The 22,255-nt window shown below is 69.7% G+C and carries 26 protein-coding genes; 9 read left to right on the forward strand and 17 right to left on the reverse strand.

Annotated features, from left to right (window positions below):
* Positions 1 to 16: 16 nt before the first annotated feature.
* Together ITJ60_RS02485 and ITJ60_RS02490 are read right to left on the reverse strand one after the other, a co-directional pair.
* On the reverse strand, positions 17 to 1,234 hold the full coding sequence (locus ITJ60_RS02485; protein ID WP_194646745.1) for an STAS-like domain-containing protein: 1,218 nt from the start codon (positions 1,232 to 1,234) through the stop codon (positions 17 to 19).
* A 226-nt stretch (positions 1,235 to 1,460) separates the two neighbouring features.
* Positions 1,461 to 1,799, reverse strand: a complete 339-nt coding sequence (locus ITJ60_RS02490) for a histone-like nucleoid-structuring protein Lsr2 (protein ID WP_194646747.1) — start codon at positions 1,797 to 1,799, stop codon at positions 1,461 to 1,463.
* A 165-nt stretch (positions 1,800 to 1,964) separates the two neighbouring features.
* Between ITJ60_RS02490 and ITJ60_RS02495 the strand changes: the two genes are divergently transcribed.
* Positions 1,965 to 2,837: a hypothetical protein gene (locus ITJ60_RS02495; protein ID WP_194646749.1), complete on the forward strand. Its 873-nt coding sequence runs from the start codon at positions 1,965 to 1,967 to the stop codon at positions 2,835 to 2,837.
* 207 nt (positions 2,838 to 3,044) lie between these two features.
* Here ITJ60_RS02495 and ITJ60_RS02500 read toward each other — a convergent pair whose 3' ends face one another.
* Complete coding sequence (locus ITJ60_RS02500; RefSeq protein ID WP_194646751.1) at positions 3,045 to 3,482, reverse strand: NUDIX hydrolase; 438 nt, start codon at positions 3,480 to 3,482, stop codon at positions 3,045 to 3,047.
* A gap of 42 nt (positions 3,483 to 3,524) precedes the next feature.
* Between ITJ60_RS02500 and ITJ60_RS02505 the strand changes: the two genes are divergently transcribed.
* Positions 3,525 to 3,755: a hypothetical protein gene (locus tag ITJ60_RS02505; protein ID WP_194646754.1), complete on the forward strand. Its 231-nt coding sequence runs from the start codon at positions 3,525 to 3,527 to the stop codon at positions 3,753 to 3,755.
* Here ITJ60_RS02505 and ITJ60_RS02510 read toward each other — a convergent pair.
* Positions 3,752 to 4,708, reverse strand: a complete 957-nt coding sequence (locus ITJ60_RS02510; RefSeq protein WP_194646755.1) for a phosphotransferase — start codon at positions 4,706 to 4,708, stop codon at positions 3,752 to 3,754. The two genes, ITJ60_RS02505 and ITJ60_RS02510, sit on opposite strands and share 4 nt — an antisense overlap.
* Before the next feature lie 62 nt (positions 4,709 to 4,770).
* Here ITJ60_RS02510 and ITJ60_RS02515 point away from each other — a divergent pair, with 62 nt between their 5' ends.
* Positions 4,771 to 5,010: a hypothetical protein gene (locus ITJ60_RS02515; protein WP_123338677.1), complete on the forward strand. Its 240-nt coding sequence runs from the start codon at positions 4,771 to 4,773 to the stop codon at positions 5,008 to 5,010.
* A gap of 4 nt (positions 5,011 to 5,014) precedes the next feature.
* Here the strand turns inward: ITJ60_RS02515 and ITJ60_RS02520 are convergent, their stop codons facing one another.
* Together ITJ60_RS02520 and ITJ60_RS02525 are read right to left on the reverse strand one after the other, a co-directional pair.
* On the reverse strand, positions 5,015 to 5,260 hold the full coding sequence (locus tag ITJ60_RS02520; protein ID WP_123673829.1) for a hypothetical protein: 246 nt from the start codon (positions 5,258 to 5,260) through the stop codon (positions 5,015 to 5,017).
* Positions 5,257 to 5,763: a MarR family winged helix-turn-helix transcriptional regulator gene (locus tag ITJ60_RS02525; RefSeq protein ID WP_194646757.1), complete on the reverse strand. Its 507-nt coding sequence runs from the start codon at positions 5,761 to 5,763 to the stop codon at positions 5,257 to 5,259. The genes ITJ60_RS02520 and ITJ60_RS02525 overlap by 4 nt, the downstream gene beginning before the upstream one ends.
* A gap of 92 nt (positions 5,764 to 5,855) precedes the next feature.
* Here ITJ60_RS02525 and ITJ60_RS02530 point away from each other — a divergent pair, with 92 nt between their 5' ends.
* A complete protein-coding gene (locus ITJ60_RS02530; protein ID WP_194646759.1) occupies positions 5,856 to 6,785 on the forward strand; it encodes an NADP-dependent oxidoreductase in 930 nt (309 codons plus the stop codon).
* A gap of 6 nt (positions 6,786 to 6,791) precedes the next feature.
* Here the strand turns inward: ITJ60_RS02530 and ITJ60_RS02535 are convergent, their stop codons facing one another.
* Positions 6,792 to 7,649, reverse strand: coding sequence for a pentapeptide repeat-containing protein (locus tag ITJ60_RS02535; RefSeq protein ID WP_194646762.1), 858 nt, complete (start codon positions 7,647 to 7,649; stop codon positions 6,792 to 6,794).
* A gap of 224 nt (positions 7,650 to 7,873) precedes the next feature.
* Here ITJ60_RS02535 and ITJ60_RS02540 point away from each other — a divergent pair, with 224 nt between their 5' ends.
* Complete coding sequence (locus tag ITJ60_RS02540; RefSeq protein WP_194646764.1) at positions 7,874 to 8,065, forward strand: hypothetical protein; 192 nt, start codon at positions 7,874 to 7,876, stop codon at positions 8,063 to 8,065.
* 12 nt (positions 8,066 to 8,077) lie between these two features.
* On the opposite strand, the gene ITJ60_RS02545 is transcribed toward ITJ60_RS02540, so the two are convergent.
* The 4 genes from ITJ60_RS02545 to ITJ60_RS02560 are packed head-to-tail and all read right to left on the reverse strand — an operon-like array spanning position 8,078 to position 11,788.
* Positions 8,078 to 8,734 (reverse strand): response regulator, encoded by a 657-nt coding sequence (locus tag ITJ60_RS02545; protein ID WP_123673837.1) that lies wholly within the window; start codon positions 8,732 to 8,734, stop codon positions 8,078 to 8,080.
* Positions 8,731 to 10,017, reverse strand: coding sequence for a sensor histidine kinase (locus tag ITJ60_RS02550; RefSeq protein ID WP_194646766.1), 1,287 nt, complete (start codon positions 10,015 to 10,017; stop codon positions 8,731 to 8,733). Before ITJ60_RS02550 ends, ITJ60_RS02545 begins: the two co-directional genes overlap by 4 nt.
* Positions 10,014 to 10,880, reverse strand: coding sequence for an ABC transporter permease subunit (locus tag ITJ60_RS02555; RefSeq protein ID WP_194646768.1), 867 nt, complete (start codon positions 10,878 to 10,880; stop codon positions 10,014 to 10,016). The genes ITJ60_RS02550 and ITJ60_RS02555 overlap by 4 nt, the downstream gene beginning before the upstream one ends.
* The gene (locus tag ITJ60_RS02560) at positions 10,877 to 11,788 is read right to left on the reverse strand and encodes an ABC transporter ATP-binding protein (protein ID WP_194646770.1); all 912 of its coding nucleotides are present in this window, start codon (positions 11,786 to 11,788) and stop codon (positions 10,877 to 10,879) included. The genes ITJ60_RS02555 and ITJ60_RS02560 overlap by 4 nt, the downstream gene beginning before the upstream one ends.
* A gap of 113 nt (positions 11,789 to 11,901) precedes the next feature.
* Between ITJ60_RS02560 and ITJ60_RS02565 the strand changes: the two genes are divergently transcribed.
* Both ITJ60_RS02565 and ITJ60_RS02570 read left to right on the forward strand, forming a co-directional pair.
* Positions 11,902 to 12,897, forward strand: coding sequence for an alpha/beta hydrolase (locus ITJ60_RS02565; RefSeq protein WP_194646772.1), 996 nt, complete (start codon positions 11,902 to 11,904; stop codon positions 12,895 to 12,897).
* Positions 12,898 to 12,906: 9 nt separating this feature from the next.
* On the forward strand, positions 12,907 to 13,473 hold the full coding sequence (locus tag ITJ60_RS02570) for a GNAT family N-acetyltransferase (RefSeq protein WP_194646774.1): 567 nt from the start codon (positions 12,907 to 12,909) through the stop codon (positions 13,471 to 13,473).
* Between the two features lie 77 nt (positions 13,474 to 13,550).
* On the opposite strand, the gene ITJ60_RS02575 is transcribed toward ITJ60_RS02570, so the two are convergent.
* From ITJ60_RS02575 to ITJ60_RS02600, 6 genes are all read right to left on the reverse strand, one after another.
* A complete protein-coding gene (locus ITJ60_RS02575) occupies positions 13,551 to 14,138 on the reverse strand; it encodes a TetR family transcriptional regulator (protein ID WP_194646776.1) in 588 nt (195 codons plus the stop codon).
* Complete coding sequence (locus ITJ60_RS02580) at positions 14,135 to 14,986, reverse strand: MBL fold metallo-hydrolase (protein WP_194646778.1); 852 nt, start codon at positions 14,984 to 14,986, stop codon at positions 14,135 to 14,137. Before ITJ60_RS02580 ends, ITJ60_RS02575 begins: the two co-directional genes overlap by 4 nt.
* The gene (locus ITJ60_RS02585) at positions 14,983 to 15,711 is read right to left on the reverse strand and encodes an alpha/beta fold hydrolase (protein WP_194646779.1); all 729 of its coding nucleotides are present in this window, start codon (positions 15,709 to 15,711) and stop codon (positions 14,983 to 14,985) included. Before ITJ60_RS02585 ends, ITJ60_RS02580 begins: the two co-directional genes overlap by 4 nt.
* 38 nt (positions 15,712 to 15,749) lie before the next feature.
* A complete protein-coding gene (locus ITJ60_RS02590) occupies positions 15,750 to 16,121 on the reverse strand; it encodes a VOC family protein (protein ID WP_194646780.1) in 372 nt (123 codons plus the stop codon).
* 107 nt (positions 16,122 to 16,228) lie between these two features.
* Complete coding sequence (locus ITJ60_RS02595; RefSeq protein WP_194646781.1) at positions 16,229 to 16,936, reverse strand: helix-turn-helix transcriptional regulator; 708 nt, start codon at positions 16,934 to 16,936, stop codon at positions 16,229 to 16,231.
* 108 nt (positions 16,937 to 17,044) lie between these two features.
* Complete coding sequence (locus tag ITJ60_RS02600) at positions 17,045 to 18,526, reverse strand: mannitol dehydrogenase family protein (protein WP_194647074.1); 1,482 nt, start codon at positions 18,524 to 18,526, stop codon at positions 17,045 to 17,047.
* A 184-nt stretch (positions 18,527 to 18,710) separates the two neighbouring features.
* On the opposite strand from ITJ60_RS02600, the gene ITJ60_RS02605 reads away from it, so the two are divergent.
* On the forward strand, positions 18,711 to 19,349 hold the full coding sequence (locus tag ITJ60_RS02605; RefSeq protein ID WP_194646782.1) for a TetR/AcrR family transcriptional regulator: 639 nt from the start codon (positions 18,711 to 18,713) through the stop codon (positions 19,347 to 19,349).
* A gap of 75 nt (positions 19,350 to 19,424) precedes the next feature.
* Positions 19,425 to 22,100 carry an MMPL family transporter gene (locus ITJ60_RS02610; RefSeq protein WP_194646783.1) on the forward strand — a complete coding sequence of 892 codons (2,676 nt, stop codon included), beginning with the start codon at positions 19,425 to 19,427 and terminating at the stop codon, positions 22,098 to 22,100.
* Positions 22,101 to 22,255 lie beyond the last annotated feature (155 nt).

Below are 22,255 nucleotides of genomic sequence, written 5' to 3' on the forward strand. Positions count from 1 at the left end.
GGTGAGCACCCTGCGCTCAATATCCTGCATTCAGCCTCAGTTCAATAGCCCGTTCAATGATACCGCGATTTACCTTAGATGCACCTTCCCAATACACGGTATTCCTAAACTCGGTCTCGCCTAGCTCACGGGCAAGCTTACCCAGGACTTCATCGGCGAAACTTGACGAGACAAGGGGAATGCCGGTTAGGTCGAGGACGACTTGGCCAGCGCCTGCCGCCAGGTAATTCTGTATACGAGTACGGACTTCCGTACCCTGCTGTCGGAATCCGACCATCGTCTCTAGCTCGGCAGCGTCAATGCGATGATAACCATCTTCAGTCCATAACGGCGATAATATGGCGCTTTCTTGTTCTGCTCGCCCAAGAGCATCGTTGATGCTCACCGGCATCGCGCAGTCTAAACGCCAATCCACGGTCGTTGAGTGGCTCGATTCTACATTCAGGAGTGGGCGCACCAAGTCTAACTCAGCAACCCCGCGCCCGTCTTGATAGCGCCAAGACCCTCGCCCCGACCGCACCGTCAGCGTCCCGCCGTTTATTTCTACGGCTCGCCGCAACCCGTGGAGGCCATTACCCTGATTGTCATTTCCTTTACTGGTGATACCTTGTTCAAGAGCATGGCTGATAGCGTTTTCCGCGGTGCGCACACGAGTGGGATCGACCGAACTGCCCTGGGCGGCCCCAGCCATAGCTCTATGGATACCTCGTCCGGTATCGGTAACGCTTAAGACACAAGTCCGATTTTTCGTATGAATCTGCAGCATGACGAAGCCTTCTTCGGCGTGGCTATGCTGAAAGACGTTGTCCAATACTTCATAAATGCACCAATTGAGTGTATCGATTACCCCAGCTTCGCAAATCACGAGGTCGGTCAAGCTATTCATGAAGGCATCGGAGATCCGATGCGCCTCATCCTCAGTGCTATATCGCCAAACAGTGTTTGTGGGGTACTCGCCGTTGGCGAGTCCAGAAATTGAGCGAGGTGACTGTACCCATGTCCGGGACTGGTTGGGGTGAATGCGATCTGCAACAAAATGTATTTGCTTGTGGGATCGTAGGTACTGCAAGGTTGCCGCCAAGCTTGCAGTAGTATTTGGCCAAGTGGTTCGGACCGACTGATAATCGAGAACTACAGTATCGTTTGCGTGCCAAGATTTTGAGGCGGAGATGAGTTCGTCTACGGCGCCCATGTTGCTGAGATTTTTTAGTTTGTATTGGACGGGCTGCCGCATCCCGTGAGTGTACTCAGACTCATAAGCGTTCCACAAGGCTTCTCTGAGAGAAAATCAGACCTGCGGCCGGGTGTGCGGAGAAGTGAAACGACCTGTTATTTCTTGTTGTGCATGCGAGATCGAAGCAGGCCCGGACTTAGCTGACATGAGAGGGCTGTATTGGCCGCGGACGAGAACAGCCAGCCGTCCCGAGGGTTGGCCGGCTGTTGTGTTTGGAGGAGTGCTGTCAGTGGGCAGCGTCGTACGCGTCGCGGACGGCCTGGCTGATGCGGCCGCGGGTGGAGATCTCGTGTCCGTTTGCTGCTGCCCACTCGCGGATCTTCGCGAGCTCGTCGGGGTTGCTGCGCTGCTTGCTGCCCGACGTGCTGCGGCTGTTCCGGCCGCTCACCTTGCGGGCAGCGGCGATGTAGTCGGAGAACGCTTCGCGCAGCTTTTCGGCGTTGTCGTCGGAGAGGTCGATCTCGTAGTGATTACCGTCGAAGGAGAACTCGACGTTCTTGCCACCGTCTTCGATGGTTTCGCCGGTGAGATCGTCAATGAGCTGAGTGGTGACCTTCTGTGCCATAGCTCTTGTGTAGCAGGAAAACGCCAGAACCCCCGCAGTGAGACGTACGCAGCGAGAGGTTTTTCGCTGACGTCGAGTTGCCCAGGGTGTGGTCAAAGCAGCTCGCGGTGCCTAAGCGCTGCTTCACAATGTGCCGGGCCCGGTTCGGGGAGCTACGGTGACGTGGTGATTGACGCGACCGCACGCAGGCAGTTGCGGCGTCGTCTCGGGATGCTTGCCGTCACGCTCGACGGTGACCAGCGGCCGCCCCGGTCCCGGTTGGTGTGGTCGCTTGTCGAACACGGCGGGCAGCCTCGCAACCCGGACGCAGAGCCCTATGAAACCGTGGTCGAGGAGATCGACCCGGAGACCCTCGCCGCGATCGCTGACCTCTACGGGGTACCCCGCTCCTACCTGACTGGCTGTGGCGCTGACCCTGTCTCGGAGCACGTCATCGACGAAGACCTCTTCCAAATCCGCACCACCACACCCCGGATGCGTTCGGCGTCCACCTACGAAACGGTCACGCGCGTTCCCGTGCCGCAACCCACGCCAGCGGAAGTGGCAGCACTGTCCCACGCTGCCCGGTGCGCAGCCCGCGCCGACGTCCGCAGCCGCATCCCAGCACTCGTGGTCATCGTCCTTGCCAGCGCGATCGCCGTCGCGGCGCTCGCCCTGGCGGGCACCATCATCACCTGGATCCTGTGCGGCCTTGCCGTGGTGCTGTTCGGCAGCCGGATCATCGGCGCAGTGCGCAGCATGCGCCTTGCTGCGGCGTTCGCGCGCGCCCCCGACGGTGCGTTCACCGGTGCGGTGCAGGACGGGCTCCGCCACGCGATCGCCCGCCGCTTCCATTACCAACGCACCCACAGCACCCTTCCCCTCGAGCAGCTCGTCGCCATCCTCGACAGCACCAATCCGATCGGGACCCTGCAACTCGGCGCTCTCACCCGCAGCGACCCCGGCGCGCAGGCCGACCTGCTCCACGCCGGCGTTACCGAGGCCATCGACGCATACGAAGGAGCATCGCGGAGAGGCCATACCCGCACCGGTAGGTGAGCGTCGCACGCGACGCCACCACGACACGAAGCGCGGCAAAAAGGACGACACGGAGCGAAGCTGCTCACAGCAATGGGTTTTGGACAGCTGATCGGTCGGCGTGTCACGACTCAGGAGCTACCTGCTCAGAAACGATCGTTTGTGAACGCGGTCACGGCCACAAGTGAGAGGTGCACCGCCAACCGAGGGGCCGACGGGCTCGTGATATCAGCTGGCCGAGGACTCCATCGGGACGGTACCCGCGAGCAGATCGAGCACGCCGTCCGGGAAGACCGGGACGTCCGTGTCGACGGGTACCCAGCGCACCGGGCTGCCCTCGTCCAGCACCACGAGTTCGGCGTCGATCGGCACTTCGTCCAGATCGGCTGACCGGACGGCGAACACGTGGACGTACTCGTGTCCGGGCTGCCCCTCGTACTCGAACAGGTTCTCGAGAACACCGAGCAGCCGGACCTCGTCAAGGGCGACGTCGAGCTCCTCGCGGAACTCGCGACGGAGCGCCTGGACCGCGGTCTCGCCAAACTCGATGCCGCCGCCGACGGCACGGTGGAAGCGGAGGTCCCGCACGCCGTCGAACGACTCGGACAGCAGCACGTGGCCGTCCTTGGTCGGCAGCCCGACCGAGATGTTCCTGATGCTCCCCATCACGCCACTCTGCCACCGGTGCGGGGTCGGTAGGTTCGGACCATGCGCGACTTCCGCTCGATCGTCACCCTCGCGGTCGTCTTCCTCGGTCTGGGCTTCCTGCTCACCGCCGGTGGTTCGGTCTGGACGATCCTCACCCCGGACGGCACTGGCGTGAACTTCGCCGCGGGGTTCATGTACATGGGCGGCATGGTTGTCGGTACCGCCGGGATCGCACTCGGGGTCGCCGCGCTCGTGGCCGTCGCCCGGGCGGCGAAGCGCTTCGGCCGCTAACCGGCGAGCGCCTCGGCAGCAGCACCCCACCCGGTGGGATCGTCCCCCGGCGGGATGAACAGCATCGTGTTCCAGAGCACCAGGACGTCCCACCACACGAGCTCGTCGGCAGTGAGCGCGCTCACCGAGCGGTAGCCGTCGAGCAGCTGCCGATGGACGGCTTCGGGGACCGGCCCCCAGTCGTGGAAGAGCGTCCCGAGCAGGACGGCCGACCGCGCCAGTTCGACGATGCGGTGGTCGCGGCGCAGGTCCTCGAAGTCGATGACGGCGACGACGTCCGCGTCAGCGCACAGGACGTTCGCCGCCCGGTAGTCCCCGTGCACGATCTGGACCGGCAGGTCGTCGGACGGCGCGGCCGTCAGCAACCGTCGCAGCGCCACCCGGGCACGGTCCGGCACGTGCGTCGTCGCACCGTCGAGCCAGTCCTCGACCTGCTGCACGAGCGGGGTCGGCGGCGGGCGCACGCCGGCCGCGCGCGCCCGATCGGGGCTGTCGCGCAGGGCGTCATGGAAGCGGGCCAGCGTCGCGCCGGCCGCGTGGACCTGTGCCGGTTCACGGACGTCCAGCAGGGTTCCGCTGATGACGTGCTGGAGCCCCATCGAGACTCCGTCGTCCTCGACCTGCACCCGTCCGTCGGGCGTCGGCACCGGGGCGGAAACGGGCAGGCCGCGCTCGCCGAGCCCGGCCGTGAGGTCCGCCGCGAACGCCAGGCGCTCGAACCCCTCCGGCGCGATCGACCACTTCAGGAGCATCCGTCCCTCGGCGGTCGACACCCAGGCGAGTGCGTTGTGGTCACTCATCACGATGCGCTCGCACGCGACGACGTGCACGTTCCACCACCGATCGAGCGTCCGGATGACCCAGTCCTCGGCAGCGTCGACGTCCGTGAACCCGAAGCGGCTCCGCAGCACCTGGGCTGGATCGGCTCGTTCCCAGAGCATCTCGAGGGTCATCGCTCCACCCTCGCAGGTCGCGCTACCATCCGGTACCGGTCCACGCACGGAAGCGAGTCGCCATGACCTCCCAGAGCACGAGGGTCCTGCACGTGATGTGCACGGTGTTCCTGTTGGGCGCCTTCCTGTCGGTCGGGATCGGTGCGTGGTCGCTCGCGAACGACACCGGGGGCGGTGCGAACATCGGCGGCGGCATCCTGATGCTGTTCGGCTACCTGCTCGGTCTGATCGGGATCGCGCTCGGCGTCGCCACGCTCGTCGTCGCCACCGTGTCGCGGCGACGGTCACGCACGCGCAGCTGACGCCTCAGCGGCGAGTGCGGAGTCGCTGCACGCCCACCCATCCGGCGACCGCGAAGCAGCCGAGCGCGAGGACGTACGCGACGAGCAGGTCGGCCCATGCGCGCGGGTTGATCGATCCGTCGGGCAACCGCTCCTGGAGTTGGAACGACGTCGGGAACAGCCAGTAGGACGTCGCGTAGACGGTCAGCGCCAGTCCGACGACGACCGAGCCGACGATGATCCACCGAGCGGCGCGCGCTCCGACGGTCACGCGGACGCCCCCTTCACGGATCGTCGCGACGCCGACCGCGGTGGGTTCGCACGGAGGTGCTCGCTGATGCGCCCGAGGATCCGGGCGAGGTCACTCGCGTCGTCGTCCGTGATCGGTGCGAACAGGAGTCCGTGCACGGTGCCGATGTGCCCGGGGAACACGTCGGCCAGGACCTCGCGTCCCGCGTCGGTGATCGCGACGACGGTGCTGCGCTCGTCGTCCGGCGACGGCGACCTCGTGACGAGCCCGCGCTGTTCGAGCAGTTGCGCCTGGTAGGTCAGACCGCTGCGGCTGTAGACGACACCGTCGGCCAGGTCCGTCATGCGCAGGTGCCCCTCCGGAGCATCCCCCAACCGCGCCAGGAGCTGGAACTGCACGGTGCTCAACCCGCCGACGTCGCGGAGCTGCTTCTCGACCGCGGGGCGCAGGAGTGCACTCACCTCGGTCAGCGCGAAGTAGGCGCCGAGCTGTGTCGGGGTCAGTGCGGTGGGGGTGTCGCTCATGGAGCCATCCTACCTGTTGCTTCGAGTTCGAAGCAGTGCTAGCGTCTATGACAAGCGCTTCGAATTCGAAGCAACTACGAGAGGGCATCACCATGAAGGCAGTGCAGTTCCACGAAGTCGGCGGACCCGAGGTCCTCCAGTACGGCGAGGTCGAGCAGCCGACCCCGGCAGCGGGTCAGGTGCGACTCCGCGTCGCGGCCTCCGCGTACAACGCTGCGGACAACGGCATGCGGGCCGGCTTCCTGCCGATCCCGATCCAGCTGCCGCACGTCCCCGGCTACGACGTCTCCGGCACGGTCGACGCGATCGGCGAGGGGGTGACCGGGTTGACCGTGGGCGACGCGGTGATCGCGTTCCTGCCGATGGACCGCGACGGCGGGGCAGCCGAGTACGTCATCGCACCGGTGGGCGCCGTGGTCGCGGCGCCGACGAGCATCCCACTGGCCGACGCGGCCGCGCTGCCGTCCGTCGCGCTGACCGCCTGGCAGGCCCTGTTCGACGACGGCCAGCTCACCGCCGGGCAGCGTCTGCTCGTCGTGGGTGCCGGCGGGGTCGTCGGCAAGTACGCCGTCCAGCTCGCCAAGCGCGCCGGCGCACACGTCATCGCGACCGCCAGCCCCCGCAGTGCCGATGCCGTGCGCGCGGCCGGTGCCGACCAGGTCATCGACCACACCGCCACCGACCTGCTCGACGCCCTCGACGGTCAGGTCGACGTGCTGCTCAACCTGGCGCCGATCGAGCCCGAGCAGTTCGCGGCGGACGTCGCAGCGGTCCGCGACGGCGGAGTCGTCGTGAGCACGACGGCGTTCATGGCCACGCCGGGTGACGAGTCCCGAGGCGTTCGTGCAGCGACCGTGTTCGTCCGGCCGAACCGGGAACGCCTGGCGGAACTCGTCGCGCTGGTCGACGACGGTGCCCTGACGGTCGAGGTCACGCGGCGCATCCCGCTCGCCGAGCTGCCCGCGCTGCACGCCGAGGGCGCAGCCGGGAGGATCGCCGGCAAGGTCATCGTCCTGCCCTGATCCGGATCACGGGAGCGACCAGTGCCCTGGACGATCGAGGTCGTCGGGCAGCACCGTGGACGCATCGCCCTGCGCAGCGTTCACCTGGGGTTGAGTCAGGAACAGCGCGTTCGACAGGTCCGCTCCCCCGAGCCGGGCATCGCGCAGGTCCGCTCCGAGCAGGTCGACACCCGACAGGTCGCATCCCCGCAGGTCCGCGGCGATCAGGACCGCACCGCGCAGATCGGCGCCGACCAGGACGCGAGATCGCAGGTCGCGACCGGCCAGGTCGGTCGACGGGTGCAGGTCATCGGCCGCGTCGCCGGCGGCGGGGTACCCACCTCGGGCCTCCGCGCTGACGTCGATCAGGACGGAACGGACCTCGGACCGGAGCGACTCGACGTCCACCGCGAGGAGGCCCGACAGCTCGCCGTCGAGGATCTGCTGGACCCGGTGCCGGAGCGTGGTCGGCACTTCCGCCGACCCCAGAGTCGTCGAGCGGGACACCGCCTCGGCCAGGTACCAGAGCATCTCGTGGAGCTGCCGGGCGACGGCGAAGGCCCGGAACATCTCGGGCTTCGAGTCCGGGCGGTCGACCCAACTCGTGCCGTCGAACAGGACCTGCGAGACGTACTGGCCAGCCCCGAAGCAGTCGAACGTGGTGCACCCGGTGAAGCCCCGCGGACGGAGCGCCTGGTGGATCGTGCAGGAGAAGTCGTCGGCCAGGTTCCGGCACGGGGTGCCGGCGGGCTTGTCGATCGGGAAGTCGCTGGACCGCTGGAACCCGAAGGCGGTGCAGCAGAGGGCGAAGCAGTCACCGCACGAAGCGCGGAGCCCCGAGCGGTCGGCGGGAGCAGAAGAAGATGAAGAAGAAGACGATGACATGGACGAACGGTCTCTCTGGAGTGGTCTCGACAGGGCGCCGGGGTGCTGGGGAACTCCGTCGGGAGTCCCCGTTCCGGGCGCACGAGATCACCACCCCTCGTCCGAGGAGCGAACCGGTGTCGCTGGAAGGGCTCTGCGTCACAGAGCGGGAGAACGTGTCACTGCCGCCAGGCTAGCGGCGCGCGACTGCGCCCGTCCGCAGTCCCGACGCGTACGGTGCACGTGTGACCAGAACCCACCCGGCAAGACCGCACCGCCTCGTGCTGATCGCCGCCGTCGTCGTGCTGGTGATCGGCATCGTGCTCCTGTTCACACCCTGGGACGGCTTGATCCCCGTGCTCGCCTGGGTGCTGATCGTCGCGTCCATCGCCCTCGGCGCGATCACCCTGTTCTTCTCGAGGGCCCCGCGCAGCTAGGACCCAGCACAGCTAGGACCGCGGCACGAGACCGTGCTCGTAGGCGAAGATCACCGCGTGCACCCGGTCACGCAGCCCGAGCTTGCCGAGCACCCGCCCGACGTGGGTCTTGACCGTGGACTCGCTCGTCACCAGGTGTGCGGCGATCTCGGGGTTCGACAGCCCGCGGGCCATCGCGAGCAGCACGTCGCGCTCCCGCGGGGTCAAGGGCTCCAGCGGGTCCGGACCCGCCGGCCGCTCGTCGGGGAGCACGGAACCGAACAGCTCGAGCATCCGCTGCGTCACCCGCGGTGAGACCGCGGCCTCGCCCGCTGCCACGGACCGGACGGCGTCGAGGAGCTGCGCGGCACTGACGTCCTTGAGCAGGAACCCGCTCGCCCCGGCACGCAGGCCACCGAACGCGTACTCGTCCAGGTCGAACGTCGTCAGCACGAGCACCCGGGTCTCGGGGACCTGCTCGACGATCGCGGCCGTCGCCGTCACGCCGTCGACGTGGGGCATCCGGACGTCCATGAGCACGACATCCGGACGCAGAGCACGCACGAGCCGAACACCCGCGCCGCCGTCGCCGGCCTCACCGACGACCTCGATGTCGGGCTGTGCCTCGAGCAGCAGCCGGAACCCGGTCCGGATGAGCTGCTGGTCGTCGACGATCGCCACGCGGATCACCGGTCCTCCGTCCTGACCGGGATCGTCGCCCGGATCTGCCAACCGTCGGTGCCGTCGCGGGAGCCCGCGCGCACCTTCCCACCCAGCGCGCGGATGCGCTCGTCGATCCCGATGAGCCCTCGACCCGACCCCGCTGGGGCGTGCGCCGATCCGTCGGGCCGAGTCGGGCCTCCTGTCCGTCCGTCGTCGGTGACGACCACGGTGACCTCGGTGGCGGACGCTGCCACGCGGACGTCGACCGATCGGACGCGCTGCGCGTGCCGGGCGGTGTTGGTGAGGCCCTCCTGCACGACCCGGTACACGGCGAGCTGCAGGGCATCGTCGTCGGGGATGACGCCGATGCGTTCGAGAGCGACGGGGGTGCCCAGCGCGCGGAACCGGTCGACGAGCTGCGGGACGTCGTGGATGCCCGGTTGCGGCGCGAGCGCGGGTTCGCCGTCGCCTCCGAGCACCCCGAGCATGCGGCGCATGTCGCCCATCGCGCCACGGCCGACTTCGGCGACACCGCGCATGGCGGCGGCAGCGGACCCCGCCGAACCGGTGGGTGCACCAGCGGTCGCCCCCGCCGCCGCACCCTCGGCCAGCCGCACCATCACCGTGAGCGAGTGCGACACGATGTCGTGCATCTCCCGCGCGATCCGGGCCCGCTCCGCGGCGGTGGCGAGCTGCGCCTGCTGGTCGCGCTCCCGGGCCAGCTGGTGCGCGCGGTCGATCAGCGCCTGCGTGTAGCGACGGCGGTTCGACACGTTGACGCCGATCAGGACCGCTGCCAGCAGGAACGTCGCGGGCTGCGGGTACAGGACGTCCGCGAACGCTCCGGACCCGGGCGCGACCACGAAGACGCGCAGCGCCGTGGCCCCCGCGGCCAGCACGACGGCGACCGCGGCCGTCCACCACCCGGCGGCACGCGACCACCACACGGTCGCGGCGTAGACGGTGAAGAGCACCGGGGAGTAGCCCGCCTGCGTCCACGTCATCGCGACGACGGACGCGAGCCCGAGCACCGCCGTCACCGCGGGGTGCGTGCGCCGGAGCGGGATGCCGGAGACGGCGATGACCACGAGGACGACGACCGTGACCCGCGCAGCGGGGCTCCCGTCGACCTGCCACGCACTCCGGAACGCCACGACGACCTCGATCGCACCCCAGAAGACCATGAGCAGCACGTCGGTCATGACCGGGTGGCGCGCCCAGAACCGCCGGAGACGACCGGGTGCATCGGGCAGGGCGATGCCCCCGGTGCCGTCCACGACGGCACCGGGGGCGAGGTCGGCAGGGGTCACGCGTCCCGCTTCTCGACCAGGGCGAGTGCCGTCACCGAGGCGACGACCACCCAGGCCAGCAGTACCGCGAATCCGCTCCATCCCCCCAAGGCTAGGACGCCGTCGTGCCACCCCGACGTCACCTCGGTGCCGAACTGCATGAGCGGTTGCCCCGCGTTCTGCGGCAGCAGGTTCGTCAGCGTGCCGAGCCAGTCCGCTCCCGTGAACGACTGCACCAGCTGCACGACGACCGGGGCGACGAGCATCAGCCCGAGCACACCCGCGATCGCCCCGGCGGTGGAACGCAGGACCACACCGACCGCGAAGGCGAGCAGGGCGATGAGCGTCAGGTAGACGGAGGCGCCGAGCAGCGGCATCGCGACGCTCGCGTCCAGCGACGCCTCGACGTTCCGTCCCGCGGCGATGGGCAGGGTGGTGAAGGCGGTGGCCCAGACGCTCACGGCACTCGTGGCGAAGACGGCCACGGCGAGGACGATCGCCTTCGCCGCCAGTGCGACCGACCGCCGTGGGACCGCCGCGAACGAGGAGCGGATCATGCCGGTGCCGTACTCGCCGGTGACGACGAGGGCACCGATCACCGCGACGATCAGCGACGAGAGCATCGTGCCGCTCGTGCTGTAGAGGACGAGCGCGTTCCGAGCCGCGTCACCCGTGAGCCCCTGACCGCCGTTGTCCGCGAAGGCCGCCAGGAGCACGCCGATGCCGATCGGCAGGACGAGCACCAGCAGGAAGCTCCACGCCGTCGACCGCAGCGAGCGGAGCTTGATCCACTCCGAGCGCAGGACGCCGGAGAAGTGGACGCCGGACGAGTGGCTGCCGGCTCCGTCATGCCGAGGCACGGCGTTGCTCGTGACCGCGCTCATCGGGCCACCTCCGATCGGTACTCGACCTGGTCGTGCGTGAGTTCGAGGTAGGCCTGCTCCAGGCTCGCCTCGGTGGTGGCCAGCTGGTGCAGGACGATCCCCGCGGCACCGGCTGCCTCGCCGATCTGCTCGGCACCGAGGCCACGGACCTGCAGCGCCCCGTCGCCCTCGTAGCCGATCGTGACGTCCGGGCCGGCGATCGCGTCGAGGAGCCGCTCGGGCTCCGGCGTCCGCACGGTGACCGACCGCTCCGTGGCGGCGGCGACCAGGTCCGCGATGTCCATGTCCGCGAGCACCCGGCCGCGACCCATCACGACGATGCGGTCGGCGGTCAGCGCCATCTCGCTCATCAGGTGGCTCGAGATGAAGACCGCACGCCCCTCGGCGGCCAGGCTGCGGGCGAGCCGACGCACCCACACGACGCCCTCGGGGTCGAGGCCGTTGACCGGCTCGTCGAGGATCAGCGTCTGCGGATCGCCAAGCAGGGCCGCCGCGATCCCGAGCCGCTGCCCCATGCCGAGCGAGAACCCGCCGACGCGCTTCTTCGCGACGTTCTCGAGGCCGGTCATCCCGATGACCTCGTGCACACGGGCCGTCGGGATCCGGTGCGTCGCGGCGAGCGCCGACAGGTGGTCGAAGGCGCTGCGTCCCTTGTGGACCGCCTTCGCCTCGAGCAGTGCGCCGACGCGACGCAGCGGGTCGCGCAGCTCACGGTAGGGGCGTCCGTCGACGTGGGCGGTGCCCGAGGTCGGCCGGTCCAGTCCGACGACGGCGCGCATCGTGGTGGACTTGCCCGCGCCGTTCGGACCGAGGAAGCCGGTGACGACGCCGGGGCGCACCGTGAAGGACACGTCGTCGACGGCGACCTTGTCGCCGTAGCGCTTGGAGAGGTTCTGGATCTCGATCATGCGGCAACGGTACGGAGACGACCGGGTCCGCCACATCGCCGTCGCAGACGATCTCCGCGGAGCGACCGTGGTACCCCGGTACCACCCGCAGCGGTGCCGGATACGGTGGGGTCATGGTCGTCCAGCGGTGGCACGAGGACGTCCTCGGGGCGCCCTACGAGCGCCTCGAACTGCCGCTCGGCACCGACTCCGAGGGGCCGGTCGTCGCCACCCTCGTCCGTCGTCGGCACACCCCGACGGACCTGCTGCTGCACGGGCGCGGACCACTGCACGGCGCTGACGTGCTGTACGTGCACGGGTGGTCGGACTACTTCTTCCAGACCGAGCTGGCGGAGCGGGTCGAACGGCTCGGGGCCGGCTTCCACGCGCTGGACCTGCGGAAGTACGGCCGGAGCCTGCGCCCCCACCAGACCCCGGGCAACGTCGACGACCTGGCGGTGTACGACGAGGACATCGCCGCGGCGCTCGACGCGGTGTCCGCCGAGCACCCCGGTCCCGGCGAGCGGCGGCTCGTGCTGATGGGGCACTCCACCGGCGGTCTGACCCTGTCGTTGTGGGCTGCGCGCCACCCCGAACTCGTCGACGGCATCGTCCTGAACAGTCCGTGGCTCGAGTTCCAGGCGACCGCCGTGGGCCGGGCGATCGTCGCGCCCGTCATCAAGCTCGGCGCCAAGCGGAACCCCCTCGCCCCGATGCCCGCCGTCGACCCCGGCTTCTACACGCGCACCGTGTCGGCCGCCGGCGAGGGCTCGTGGACGTACGACCAGCAGTGGCGGCCGGACCGCGGGTTCCCCCTGCACCCCGGTTGGCTCGCGGCGGTCTTCGCGGGGCAGGAGACGGTCGAGCACGGGCTCGACATCCAGGTCCCCGTCCTGGTCATGCTCAGCGACAAGAGCATGTTGCAGCCCCGGTGGGACCCCGGGATGGCACACGCGGACGTCGCGTTGAACGTCGACACGGTGGCCCATCGCGCCCTGTCGCTCGGCAACGAGGTGACGGTCCGGCGGTTGCCCGGAGCCGTGCACGACGTGGTGCTGTCCGCGCCCGACGTGCGCGAGCAGGCGTACGACACGATCGGACGCTGGGCCACCACGCTGCGGCCCCGCTAGCGTGACGGCATGACCGAGCGCTCCGTCCGGCTGACCCGGCTCGACCCGATCGGGATCGACCACGACGCCCTCGTCGACTTCCTGTCGACCGAGGACTTCCCGTTCCACGTGCGGCGGACGTGGAGCCGGTCGGAGGCCGTCCAGGCCGTGGACTCCGGCTCCTACCGCGACGACGAGCACGACTCGTACTGGGTCGACCACACGGAGCACGGCCGCATCGGGTTCGTCCGGCTCGAGGACCTGGAGGACCCGGTGCCGCTGTTCGACCTGCGCATCGCCGGCGCGTTCCGCGGTCGCGGACTCGGCGTCCCGACACTGCGTGCGGTCACCGACCACGTCTTCGGCACCCTGCCGTCGGTGACCCGCTTCGAGGGCCAGACCCGCGAGGACAACACGGCCATGCGCCGGGTGTTCGTGCGTGCCGGGTGGGTCAAGGAGGCGCACTACCGCGAGGGGTGGCCGGTCGAAGGCGGCCGCGCGGTCGCGTCGGTCGGGTACGGGATCCTGCGCCACGACTGGGAGACGGGCGAGACGACGCCGGTGCCGTGGGACGACGACGTGCTCCCGGACAGCTGAGCGGACGGGAGGCGCGGGTGGCGCCCGCCACGAGCCTCCCGTATCGTCAGTGGACGCGTCCAGGGCATGACGTGCGATCAGCCGCCGGTGGCCGTCCGCAGCGCGGCGCACGTGCGTCGGAACGCCGCGCCGAGCGATCCCGCCGCGCCGCGTTCCGCCCACTCGTCGAACGCGGCGCGCAGCGCGAGCAGCGCCAACGGCACCGCGAACCGGTCGGCGCCCTGCCACGCCGACTGCAGCTCCAGCGTCTGCGCGGCGTCCCGCTCGAGCACGGCGGACAGCAGCACCGGATCGGCGACGAGCAGCGCGCGCACCCGGACCAGGCGCTCGAGGTCGTCGGGGCGGTCACGCTCGAACGTCACGAGCACCGCGGCGATCACTTCGGTCAACGCATCGAACGTCACCGGGGCGGTCACGGCGGCGGTGACGGCGTCGTGGACGTCGCGCGAGACGAACAGGAACGCGTCGACCTTCGAAGCGCAGTACCGGAAGAACGTGCGCTCGGTGACGCCGGCCGCGGTGGCGATCTCGGCCCCGGTGACGGCGTCGAACCCGCGCGCGCCGACCAGTGCAACCGCGGCGTCCTCGACGGCACGCTCCGTCGCCCGCCGGTTCTGCGCCCGCCGGTTCTGCGCCCGCCGGTTCTGCGCCCGGACCCCGGTCACGGCGCGGACCGCGTGGAGACCGTCTCGCGCTGCCAGAGCTCCGGCAGTCGGAGGTCGACACCGTCGGCGTCCGCCAGGCGTGTGAACGCGCGCATCGTGACGTCGAGGCGGTCGAGCTTCTTCGGCAGGGGCGTGAGCGGACGGGTCAACGGACGCCAGAACGCGTCCCAGTGCACCGGTCGGACGACACTCGGCCGCAGGGCGCCGACGGTCTCCTGCCAGTACTGCTCGATCCAGGCCGTCGGCTTCGCGCCGGCGGCACCCGCACCCAGGTAGACGGTGTCGGCGTGGAGTCCCGCGAAGGATCCCGGGATGAAGTTCGCCGTCGGGTGGACCAGCACCGATCCGTCCGCGTGCTCGAACAGGAACGAGAAGCAGCCGCCGGTCCGGAAGTCGCGCATCCGGGCCGGCAGGGTGACCGGCTCGGTGATCTCGCCCGGGACCGCGTCGCCGTCGCTGTGCAGGGCGTGCAGCGGCGTGACCGTGAAGGCCCCCACCGCGAACGACTCGCGGTCGTGGAGCTCCCGGAAGGGCACGCGGTCGAGCCCGTACCCGGTGGCGATCATCCGGGTGGACGCCGAGCCGCCGAGTTCCGCCCCGGTCCGGTCCGCGACCACGGGCGCGTCGAGGGCGTGGTCGGCGTGCGAGTGCGAGACGAGCACGGCATCGAGGTGGTCGACGTCGAACCGCGCGAGGGCGTCCTCGATCCGGGTGACGTCCGGTCGGAGCCGGCCGAGCATCAGCCGCGGGAACGAGGGACGACTGAAGAAGCCGTCCACGAGCAGCGAGGTGGCGCCGTCCGTGACGAGCACGTTGGACACCCCGCCGAACACCGTGGTGACGCTCATGCGCGGGCCCCGCCGAGCACGTCGTCGAGGAGCTGCATCGTGCGCGCGGCGTCCTCCATCGCGAGGTCGTGGTGCACCCCGTGCACCCGTTCGACGTCCCACCCGAGGCGCTCGTAGACCGGCACCTCGGCGTCGGGCACGACGTGTCGACCGTCGTCGGTGAGCACGAGCGTCGACGGCACGAACGGGGCCGCCGGAGCGACCGGTGTCGTCGCGACCTCGCGCAGGACGTCCCGCAGCATCGTGCGGTCCCAGTGCCGGTGGCTCTCCGCGGCGCGGGCGACGTTCGCCGGCCCCCACCGCGGATCGGTGCGGTCGTAGGCCTGCACGAGCAACGGCTGCAGCCCGGGCAGCGCCCAGAACGCCCGCCCGAGCACGCTCCGCCCCGGTGCCCGCAGGTGGAAGCCGGGGTCGAGGTACACCGCCCGCGCGGGGCGCAACCGGTCGACGGCGTCGAACAGGACCCGCCCGCCGAGCGAGTGTCCGACGACGGCGTCGAGCCCCTGCGGCAGCGTCTCGGCGAGGTCGTCGGCGAACGCGGCGAGTGTGTACGACGCCGCGCGGTCGCTCTCGCCGTGACCCCGCAGGTCCGGCACGAGGAACGTGTACCGGTCCGGGTCGGCGTGGGACACGAGGTCGCGCCACACCAGCGCCGAACCGAGGATGCCGTGCACGAGTCCGACCCGGACCGGGCCGTGTCCGTGGGTCTCGACGTGGAGCTGCATGTGCACTCGATTCTGTCAGTGACTGACAGAATACACGGTCAGACGGGGCGGCTGAAGAGGTTCACGAGGTTGCCGTCAGGGTCACGGAACAGCGCCGATCGATTTCCCCAGGGCATCGTCGTCGGCGGCAGCACCACGTCGTCGAGGTCACCGCACAACCCCGCGAACGCGGCGTCGACGTCGTCCACCACGAACTCGAGGAACACGCCGCCGTTCGTGCGGGGCTCCGGCGCGGCCGGTCCGAGCATCGCCACGGTCGCCGGGGTCGCGAGGGCGAGCACGGCGCCACCGGTCACGATCTCGGCGAAGACCGGTGCGGGCCGCCGCGCCTCGGTCCCGGTGACGCGTTCGTAGAACCGCACCATCCCGTCGAGGTCGTCGGTGATGATCCGGATGGATGCGAACTGCATGGGAAGCCCTCCTGGCCGGCCACCCTGACCGGACTCGTCGAGCATGCGCGACCACCGCGACACCGTCCTGTCGGTGTTTCGGCGAACCGGGAGACGGATCGGGCGGTTCAGTCCCCGAGCAGGTCCCCGAGCACGGGGCGCAGGACGCCGTGCGGGATGTCGAGTTCGTCGAGGTGGACCACCCGGGGCGGGGCCGGCTCGTCGGTCTCCTCGACCGCCAGCACCCGGTCTCCGCGGAAGGCACGGACGCCGTCGCGCAACCGGCACCACGCGACGAGGTACCAGTCCTCGCCCTTCCCGATGGAGCCGAGCGGTTCGACGACGCGATCGGTCTCCGTGCCCGCCGCGTCGCGGTACCGCATCCGGACGACGCGCCCGCCCGTGAGTGCACCGGCGAGCGCCGTGGGAGCAGGCGTGCGCTCCCCCGACTCCAGCAGGTGCACGCGGCTCGCGAGTCGCACTGCCCGTCGGGCGTCGTCCTCGGCGAGCACCGCGGTGACCTTGCGGGCAGCGCTGCGCGCCGCGTCTCGGAACGGGCTGGAGGCGAGCGCGCCGAGGCCGATCGCCACCGCGAGCGCTTCGTCGACGGTCAGCCCGAGCGGCGGGAGCGTCGCACGGGCGTCGATCGTGTACCCGCCGGTCCGCCCCGGCTCGGCCCAGATCGGCACGCCGGCCTGCTGCAGGGACAGCAGGTCCCGCTCGACCGTGCGCACACTGACCCCGAACCGCTCGGCGAGTCGGCGCGCGCTCCGCAGCGCGGGCGCAGCGGCGCGCAGCTCTTCGACGAGCGCGTACAGGCGGTCGGTCCGGTTCACGACGCGACCATAGCCCGTGACGCTCCCGGGCATCGGACGGGAGGCGCGGTGCCAGCTGGCACCGGGCCTCCCGTCCGCCGTCCGGTCACGCGCAGGGCGCGACTCGCGTCACGAACGCGACAAGCGTTCGACCGTGGCGTGTGCGCCGTCGGCGATGAGCCCGTCGAGGGCGTCCCGGTAGGCGGCGACGAACCGTTCGTCGTCGATCAGGTCGCCGAAGACCTGCCGGTTCGCGATGAAGGCGAGCCGGTCGTCGCGCTGGGTGAGGGCGATGCGGTGCAGCGGTTCGGCCAGCCGGTCGACGATCCGGATCGGCTCGCCGGACTCGTCCGTGCCCTCGTCGTAACGCGCCCACGACGCGACGATGCCGGCGGACAACGTGACGGGCCGGCCCGCGGCGAGGTTGTCACGGACCACCGGCAGCAGCCACTTCGGGATCCGGTCGCTCGACTCGGCACACAGGCGCGCGAGGGTGTCGCGGACCTCGGGGTTCTGGAAGCGCTCGATGAGGGTGGACTTGTAGTCCTCGAGGTCGATGCCGGGCACGGGGTGCAGGGTCGGCGACCCCTCTTCGTCCATGTAGCGGCGCAGGAAGGTGGCGATCGCAGGGTCCTGTGTGGCCTCGTGGGCGTAGCGGTACCCCGAGAGGTACCCGAAGTAGCACAGGCCCTGGTGCGAGGCGTTGAGCAACCGGAGCTTCATCAGCTCGTACGGCTCGACGTCCTCGACGATCTGCACGTCGGCGTCCTGGTACGGCGGGCGTCCGGCGGGGTGGTCGTCCTCGAGCACCCACTGGAAGAACGGTTCGGCGACGACGGGCCAGGCGTCCTCGATGCCGAGCTCGTCACGGACCCAGGCGCGGTCCTCGTCGGCGGTGACCGGGGTGATGCGGTCGACCATCGAGTTCGGGAACGACACGTGCTCGTCCATCCAGTCGGCGAACGTCGGGTCCTGCAGGCGTGCGTAGGCGGTGAACATGTCGCGGGCGACGTGGCCGTTGCCCTGGATGTTGTCGCAGGACATCACGGTGAACGGCTGCTCGCCGCGGTCACGCCGTCGGCGCAGGGCTTCGACGACCAGGCCGAACACGGTGCGGGGCGGTCCGTCGCCGCGCAGGTCGGCCGCGACGCCGGGCTCGTCCGCGACGAACTCGCCGGTGACGTGGTCGAAGTTGTAGCCGCCCTCGGTGATGGTCAGGCTGACGATCTTGGTGTCGGGGTGCGCCATCTTCTCGACGACGGCGTCCGGGTCGTCGACGGCGAGCAGGTAGTCGACGATGCTGCCGACGACACGGGACTCTCGGGTGCCGTCGGGGTGCTTGAGGACGAGCGTGTAGAGGCCGTCCTGCTCCGCCATCGCCGTGGCCATCCGGCGATCCTGCTCGAGGACACCGACGCCGCAGATGCCGTACTCGCGCGCCTCGCCCCGCTGGAGCAGCCGGTCGATCACCATCGCCTGGTGCGCGCGGTGGAAGCCGCCGACGCCGAAGTGCACGATGCCGGCGGTGATCCCGCTGCGGTCGTAGGTCGGGACGGCGACACCGCTCGCGGCGATCTCGTCGAGGGTCTCCGGGGACAGGCGGACGGGCATCGGGTACTCCTTCGTACGACGGTCGTTCTGGCGGACGCGCCACCGGTCGCACCGGCGGTCGTGCTGGGTGCAGTCAACCATGCGCACATCTGTTCAGAACCGAGTTTCCACCGCGGGGTACGAACCTGAAGATGCACTCGTAGTCGTTGCACCGAGTGCATCGATGCACCTAGTGTTCTCATTCGTGACCCTCACGACCGACCGCCGCGCCGCCCTCAAGGCGAAGCACCGTGCGGCGATCCTGCAGGCGGCTCGCGACCTGATCGACGAACGCGGCGGCCGCGAGTTCGGCGTCGACGACCTGGCAGCACGCGCCGACATCGCGCGGCGGACGGTGTTCAACCACTTCGCCTCGCTCGACGAGGTCCTGCTGGCCGTGTGCGAGCAGGAACTGTCCGTGATCATCGACCGGTTCCTGGTCGACATGGCGCGGACGCCGATCGGCGACGGCAGCCGGGCCTCGATGTTCGACGAGCTCGAGTCCGCCGCACGCGGAGCCGACCTGGCAGCCGCGATCTCGAGCATGTACCGGATCCTCGGCGACCCGGGCAAGGACGACCCGAAGGCCGCGGTCCTCACCCAGACGGCGTTCTCACGGGTCACCGAACGACTCCGCGACGAGGTCGCTCGTCGCTACCCGGCGGCGGATCCCCTCGACGCCGCCCTGCTCGTCGAGTCGCTCATGAGCGGCATCGTCGTGATCGCGGAACACTGGCTGGCCACCTCCGGCCCCGCGATCGACGAGCAGTCCGTCGCCGACTGGGACGCCCTGCTCGCACGACTCGTGCACAGCGTCCGCAGCGGCTACATGCCCACCGACTGACACTTCCCTCCCCAGGGGTCCACCGGCGCACCCCGCTCCACACAGCACCTGCAACGAAAGGAACGGGGCAACCGCATGGCCGGTCTCCTCTACCGTCTCGGACGGTTCTCCGCACGACGCCACTGGCTCGTGATCATCACCTGGGTGGTGATCATGGCCGTCGCCGGCGTCACCTACAGCCTGTTCTCGGGCACGATCTCGTCCGCGATCTCGATCCCGAACACCAAGACCAGTCAGGTGCAGGACGAGCTCGCCGACAAGTTCCCGTCGGCGAACGGCGGCAACGGCACGATCGTCTTCGAGACGACGAACGGCAAGGCGTTCACCGACGCGCAGAAGTCGGAGGTCGCGGACTTCCTGACCAAGATCGAGAAGCTCGACGGCGTCAAGGGCGCGACGAGCGGCTTCGACACCCAGGACCAGCTCGACGAGCAGCGCCAGAAGATCGTCGACGGCCGCAAGGAGATCACCGACGGCCGCGCGAAGCTCGAGACCGGCCAGGACCAGCTCGACGCCCAGAAGGCGCAGCTGACCTCCGGCAAGCAGCAGATCGAGGACGCCCAGGCGCAGCTCGACGCCCAGAAGGCCCAGGCCGAGGCCGCCGGCGCTGCCCTCCCCGCAGCGCAAGCGCAGGCCGCGGCAGCGCAGCTCCAGCAGGCGCAGGCGCAGATCGACGCCCAGCAGGCGCAGATCACCGCCGGCGAGCAGCAGCTCGCCGACGCGCAGAAGACGATCGACACCAACACGAAGAAGCTCGACGACAGCTCTGAAGAGCTGGAGCAGGGCTCGAAGCTCCTCGACCTGTCGAAGGACGTCCGCTTCGTGTCGTCGAACGGCAGCGCCGCCATCGGCACGGTCCAGTTCACGAAGTCGACCTACGAGGTCCCCGCCGACACGAAGACCGCCATCGCGGACGACGCCGACTCGGCCGACATCAGCGGCGTGAACGTCTACGTCTCGAACGACATCGCGCAGGGCGTGCCGTCGATCCTCGGCCCGGGCGAGATCGTCGGCGTCATCATCGCCGCGCTCGTGCTCTTCCTGATGCTCCGCACCGTCATCGGTGCGGCGATCCCGCTCGTCAGCGCCGTGCTCGGCGTGGGCGTGGCGTCACTCGCCTCGCTGTCGTTCTCCGGCCTGGTCGAGTTCATCTCGGTCACGCCGGTGCTGGGGGTGATGTTGGGCCTGGCGGTCGGCATCGACTACTCGCTCTTCATCCTGAACCGACACCGCACCCAGCTGAAGCAGGGCATGCAGGTGCACGAGTCCATCGGCCTCGCGAACGGCACCTCCGGCAACGCCGTGGTGTTCGCCGGCGCGACCGTCATCGTCGCCCTGCTCGCGCTGAACATCACCGGCATCCCGTTCCTCGGGCTCATGGGCACGGTCGGTGCGGTCGCGGTGTTCTTCGCGATCCTCATCGCCACGTCGTTCACGCCGGCGCTGCTGTCCCTGATCGGGATGCGGATCCTGCGCAAGAAGGAGCGGACGAAGATCGGCAACACCGGCTCGACCCGGGTGCCGAACAAGCCGATGAAGACCTGGCGCGCGATCGTCACGCTCGTCGCCGGCGTCGCCGTGCTCGGCACCATCGCGCTCCCCGCGACGCAGATGCGCCTCGGCCTGCCGACCGGTGCGTCCGAGTCCGTCGACTCGAGCCAGTACAAGGCGTACAAGGCCCTCGACGAGGAGTTCGGTGCCGGTCAGAACGGCCCGCTGCTCGTCGTCGCGACGCTGCCCGAGTCGATCAGCAAGTCCGACGTCACCGCGACCGAGGTCACCATCGGTGAGGCCCTGGCGAAGAACGACGACGTCAAGGCCGTCCTGCCGATCGGTACCTCGTCGGACCGCGACATCATCGCGTTCCAGGTGAAGCCCGGCGGCGGTCCGGACAGCATCTCCACCGAGAACCTGGTCAAGGACCTGCGCGACCAGACCGTCACGACCGACGACGGCACGGTCACGCTCGGTGTCGCGGGCAACGCGTCCGCCAACATCGACGTGTCCGAGAAGCTGTCGAACGTCCTGCCGCTCTACCTCGTGGTGGTCGTCGGCCTGTCGCTCATCATCCTGATCATCGTGTTCCGGTCCTTCCTGGTCCCGATCACGGCGACGGCGGGCTTCATCCTGTCCGTGATGGCGTCGTTCGGAGGTCTGACCGCGATCTACCAGTGGGGCTGGCTCGGCTCCGTGTTCGGCGTGCACGACCCGGCGCCGATCCTGAGCTTCCTGCCCATCATCGAGATCGGCATCCTGTTCGGTCTGGCGATGGACTACCAGCTGTTCCTCGTGTCCGGCATGCGTGAGGCCTACGCCCACGGCGCCTCGGCGAAGGTCGCGGTCCAGCGCGGGCTGCACGCCGGTCGCGCGGTGGTCACGGCGGCAGCGATCATCATGATCTCGGTGTTCGCGGGCTTCATCTTCTCGGACTCCTCCACGATCAAGCCGATCGGCTTCGGGCTGGCGTTCGGTGTGCTCATCGACGCGTTCGTCGTCCGCATGCTGCTGATCCCGGCAGCGATGCACCTGCTCGGCCAGAGCGCCTGGTGGTTCCCGAAGTGGCTCGACCGGATCGTGCCGGACGTCGACGTCGAGGGCGCGAAGCTCGAGCGGTCGCACCCGGTCGCCGGTCAGCCCGGTCAGCCCGGTCAGCCCGGTCACGAGGACACCCACACGGGGTCGCACGCCCTCCCCGTGGCGCCGGACGCCAACGCGCACGAGTCGGGGCACCCGCCCGCGCACCGCGCGTAGTCGACGCACCCAGCCTGGAGGCCCGGGGCCGGTCCACGAGACCGGCGCCGGGCCTCCCGTGCGTGCGCCCACCCCGCGTGAGCCGACGCCGCGCCGACCCGCGACCCAGAGCGACATCCTCGATGTCGTACGACGTCGAGGATGTCGCCAGCCCG

The sequence above is a fragment of the Curtobacterium sp. VKM Ac-2884 genome, assembly GCF_015350945.1.
Taxonomy (GTDB): Bacteria; Actinomycetota; Actinomycetes; order Actinomycetales; family Microbacteriaceae; genus Curtobacterium.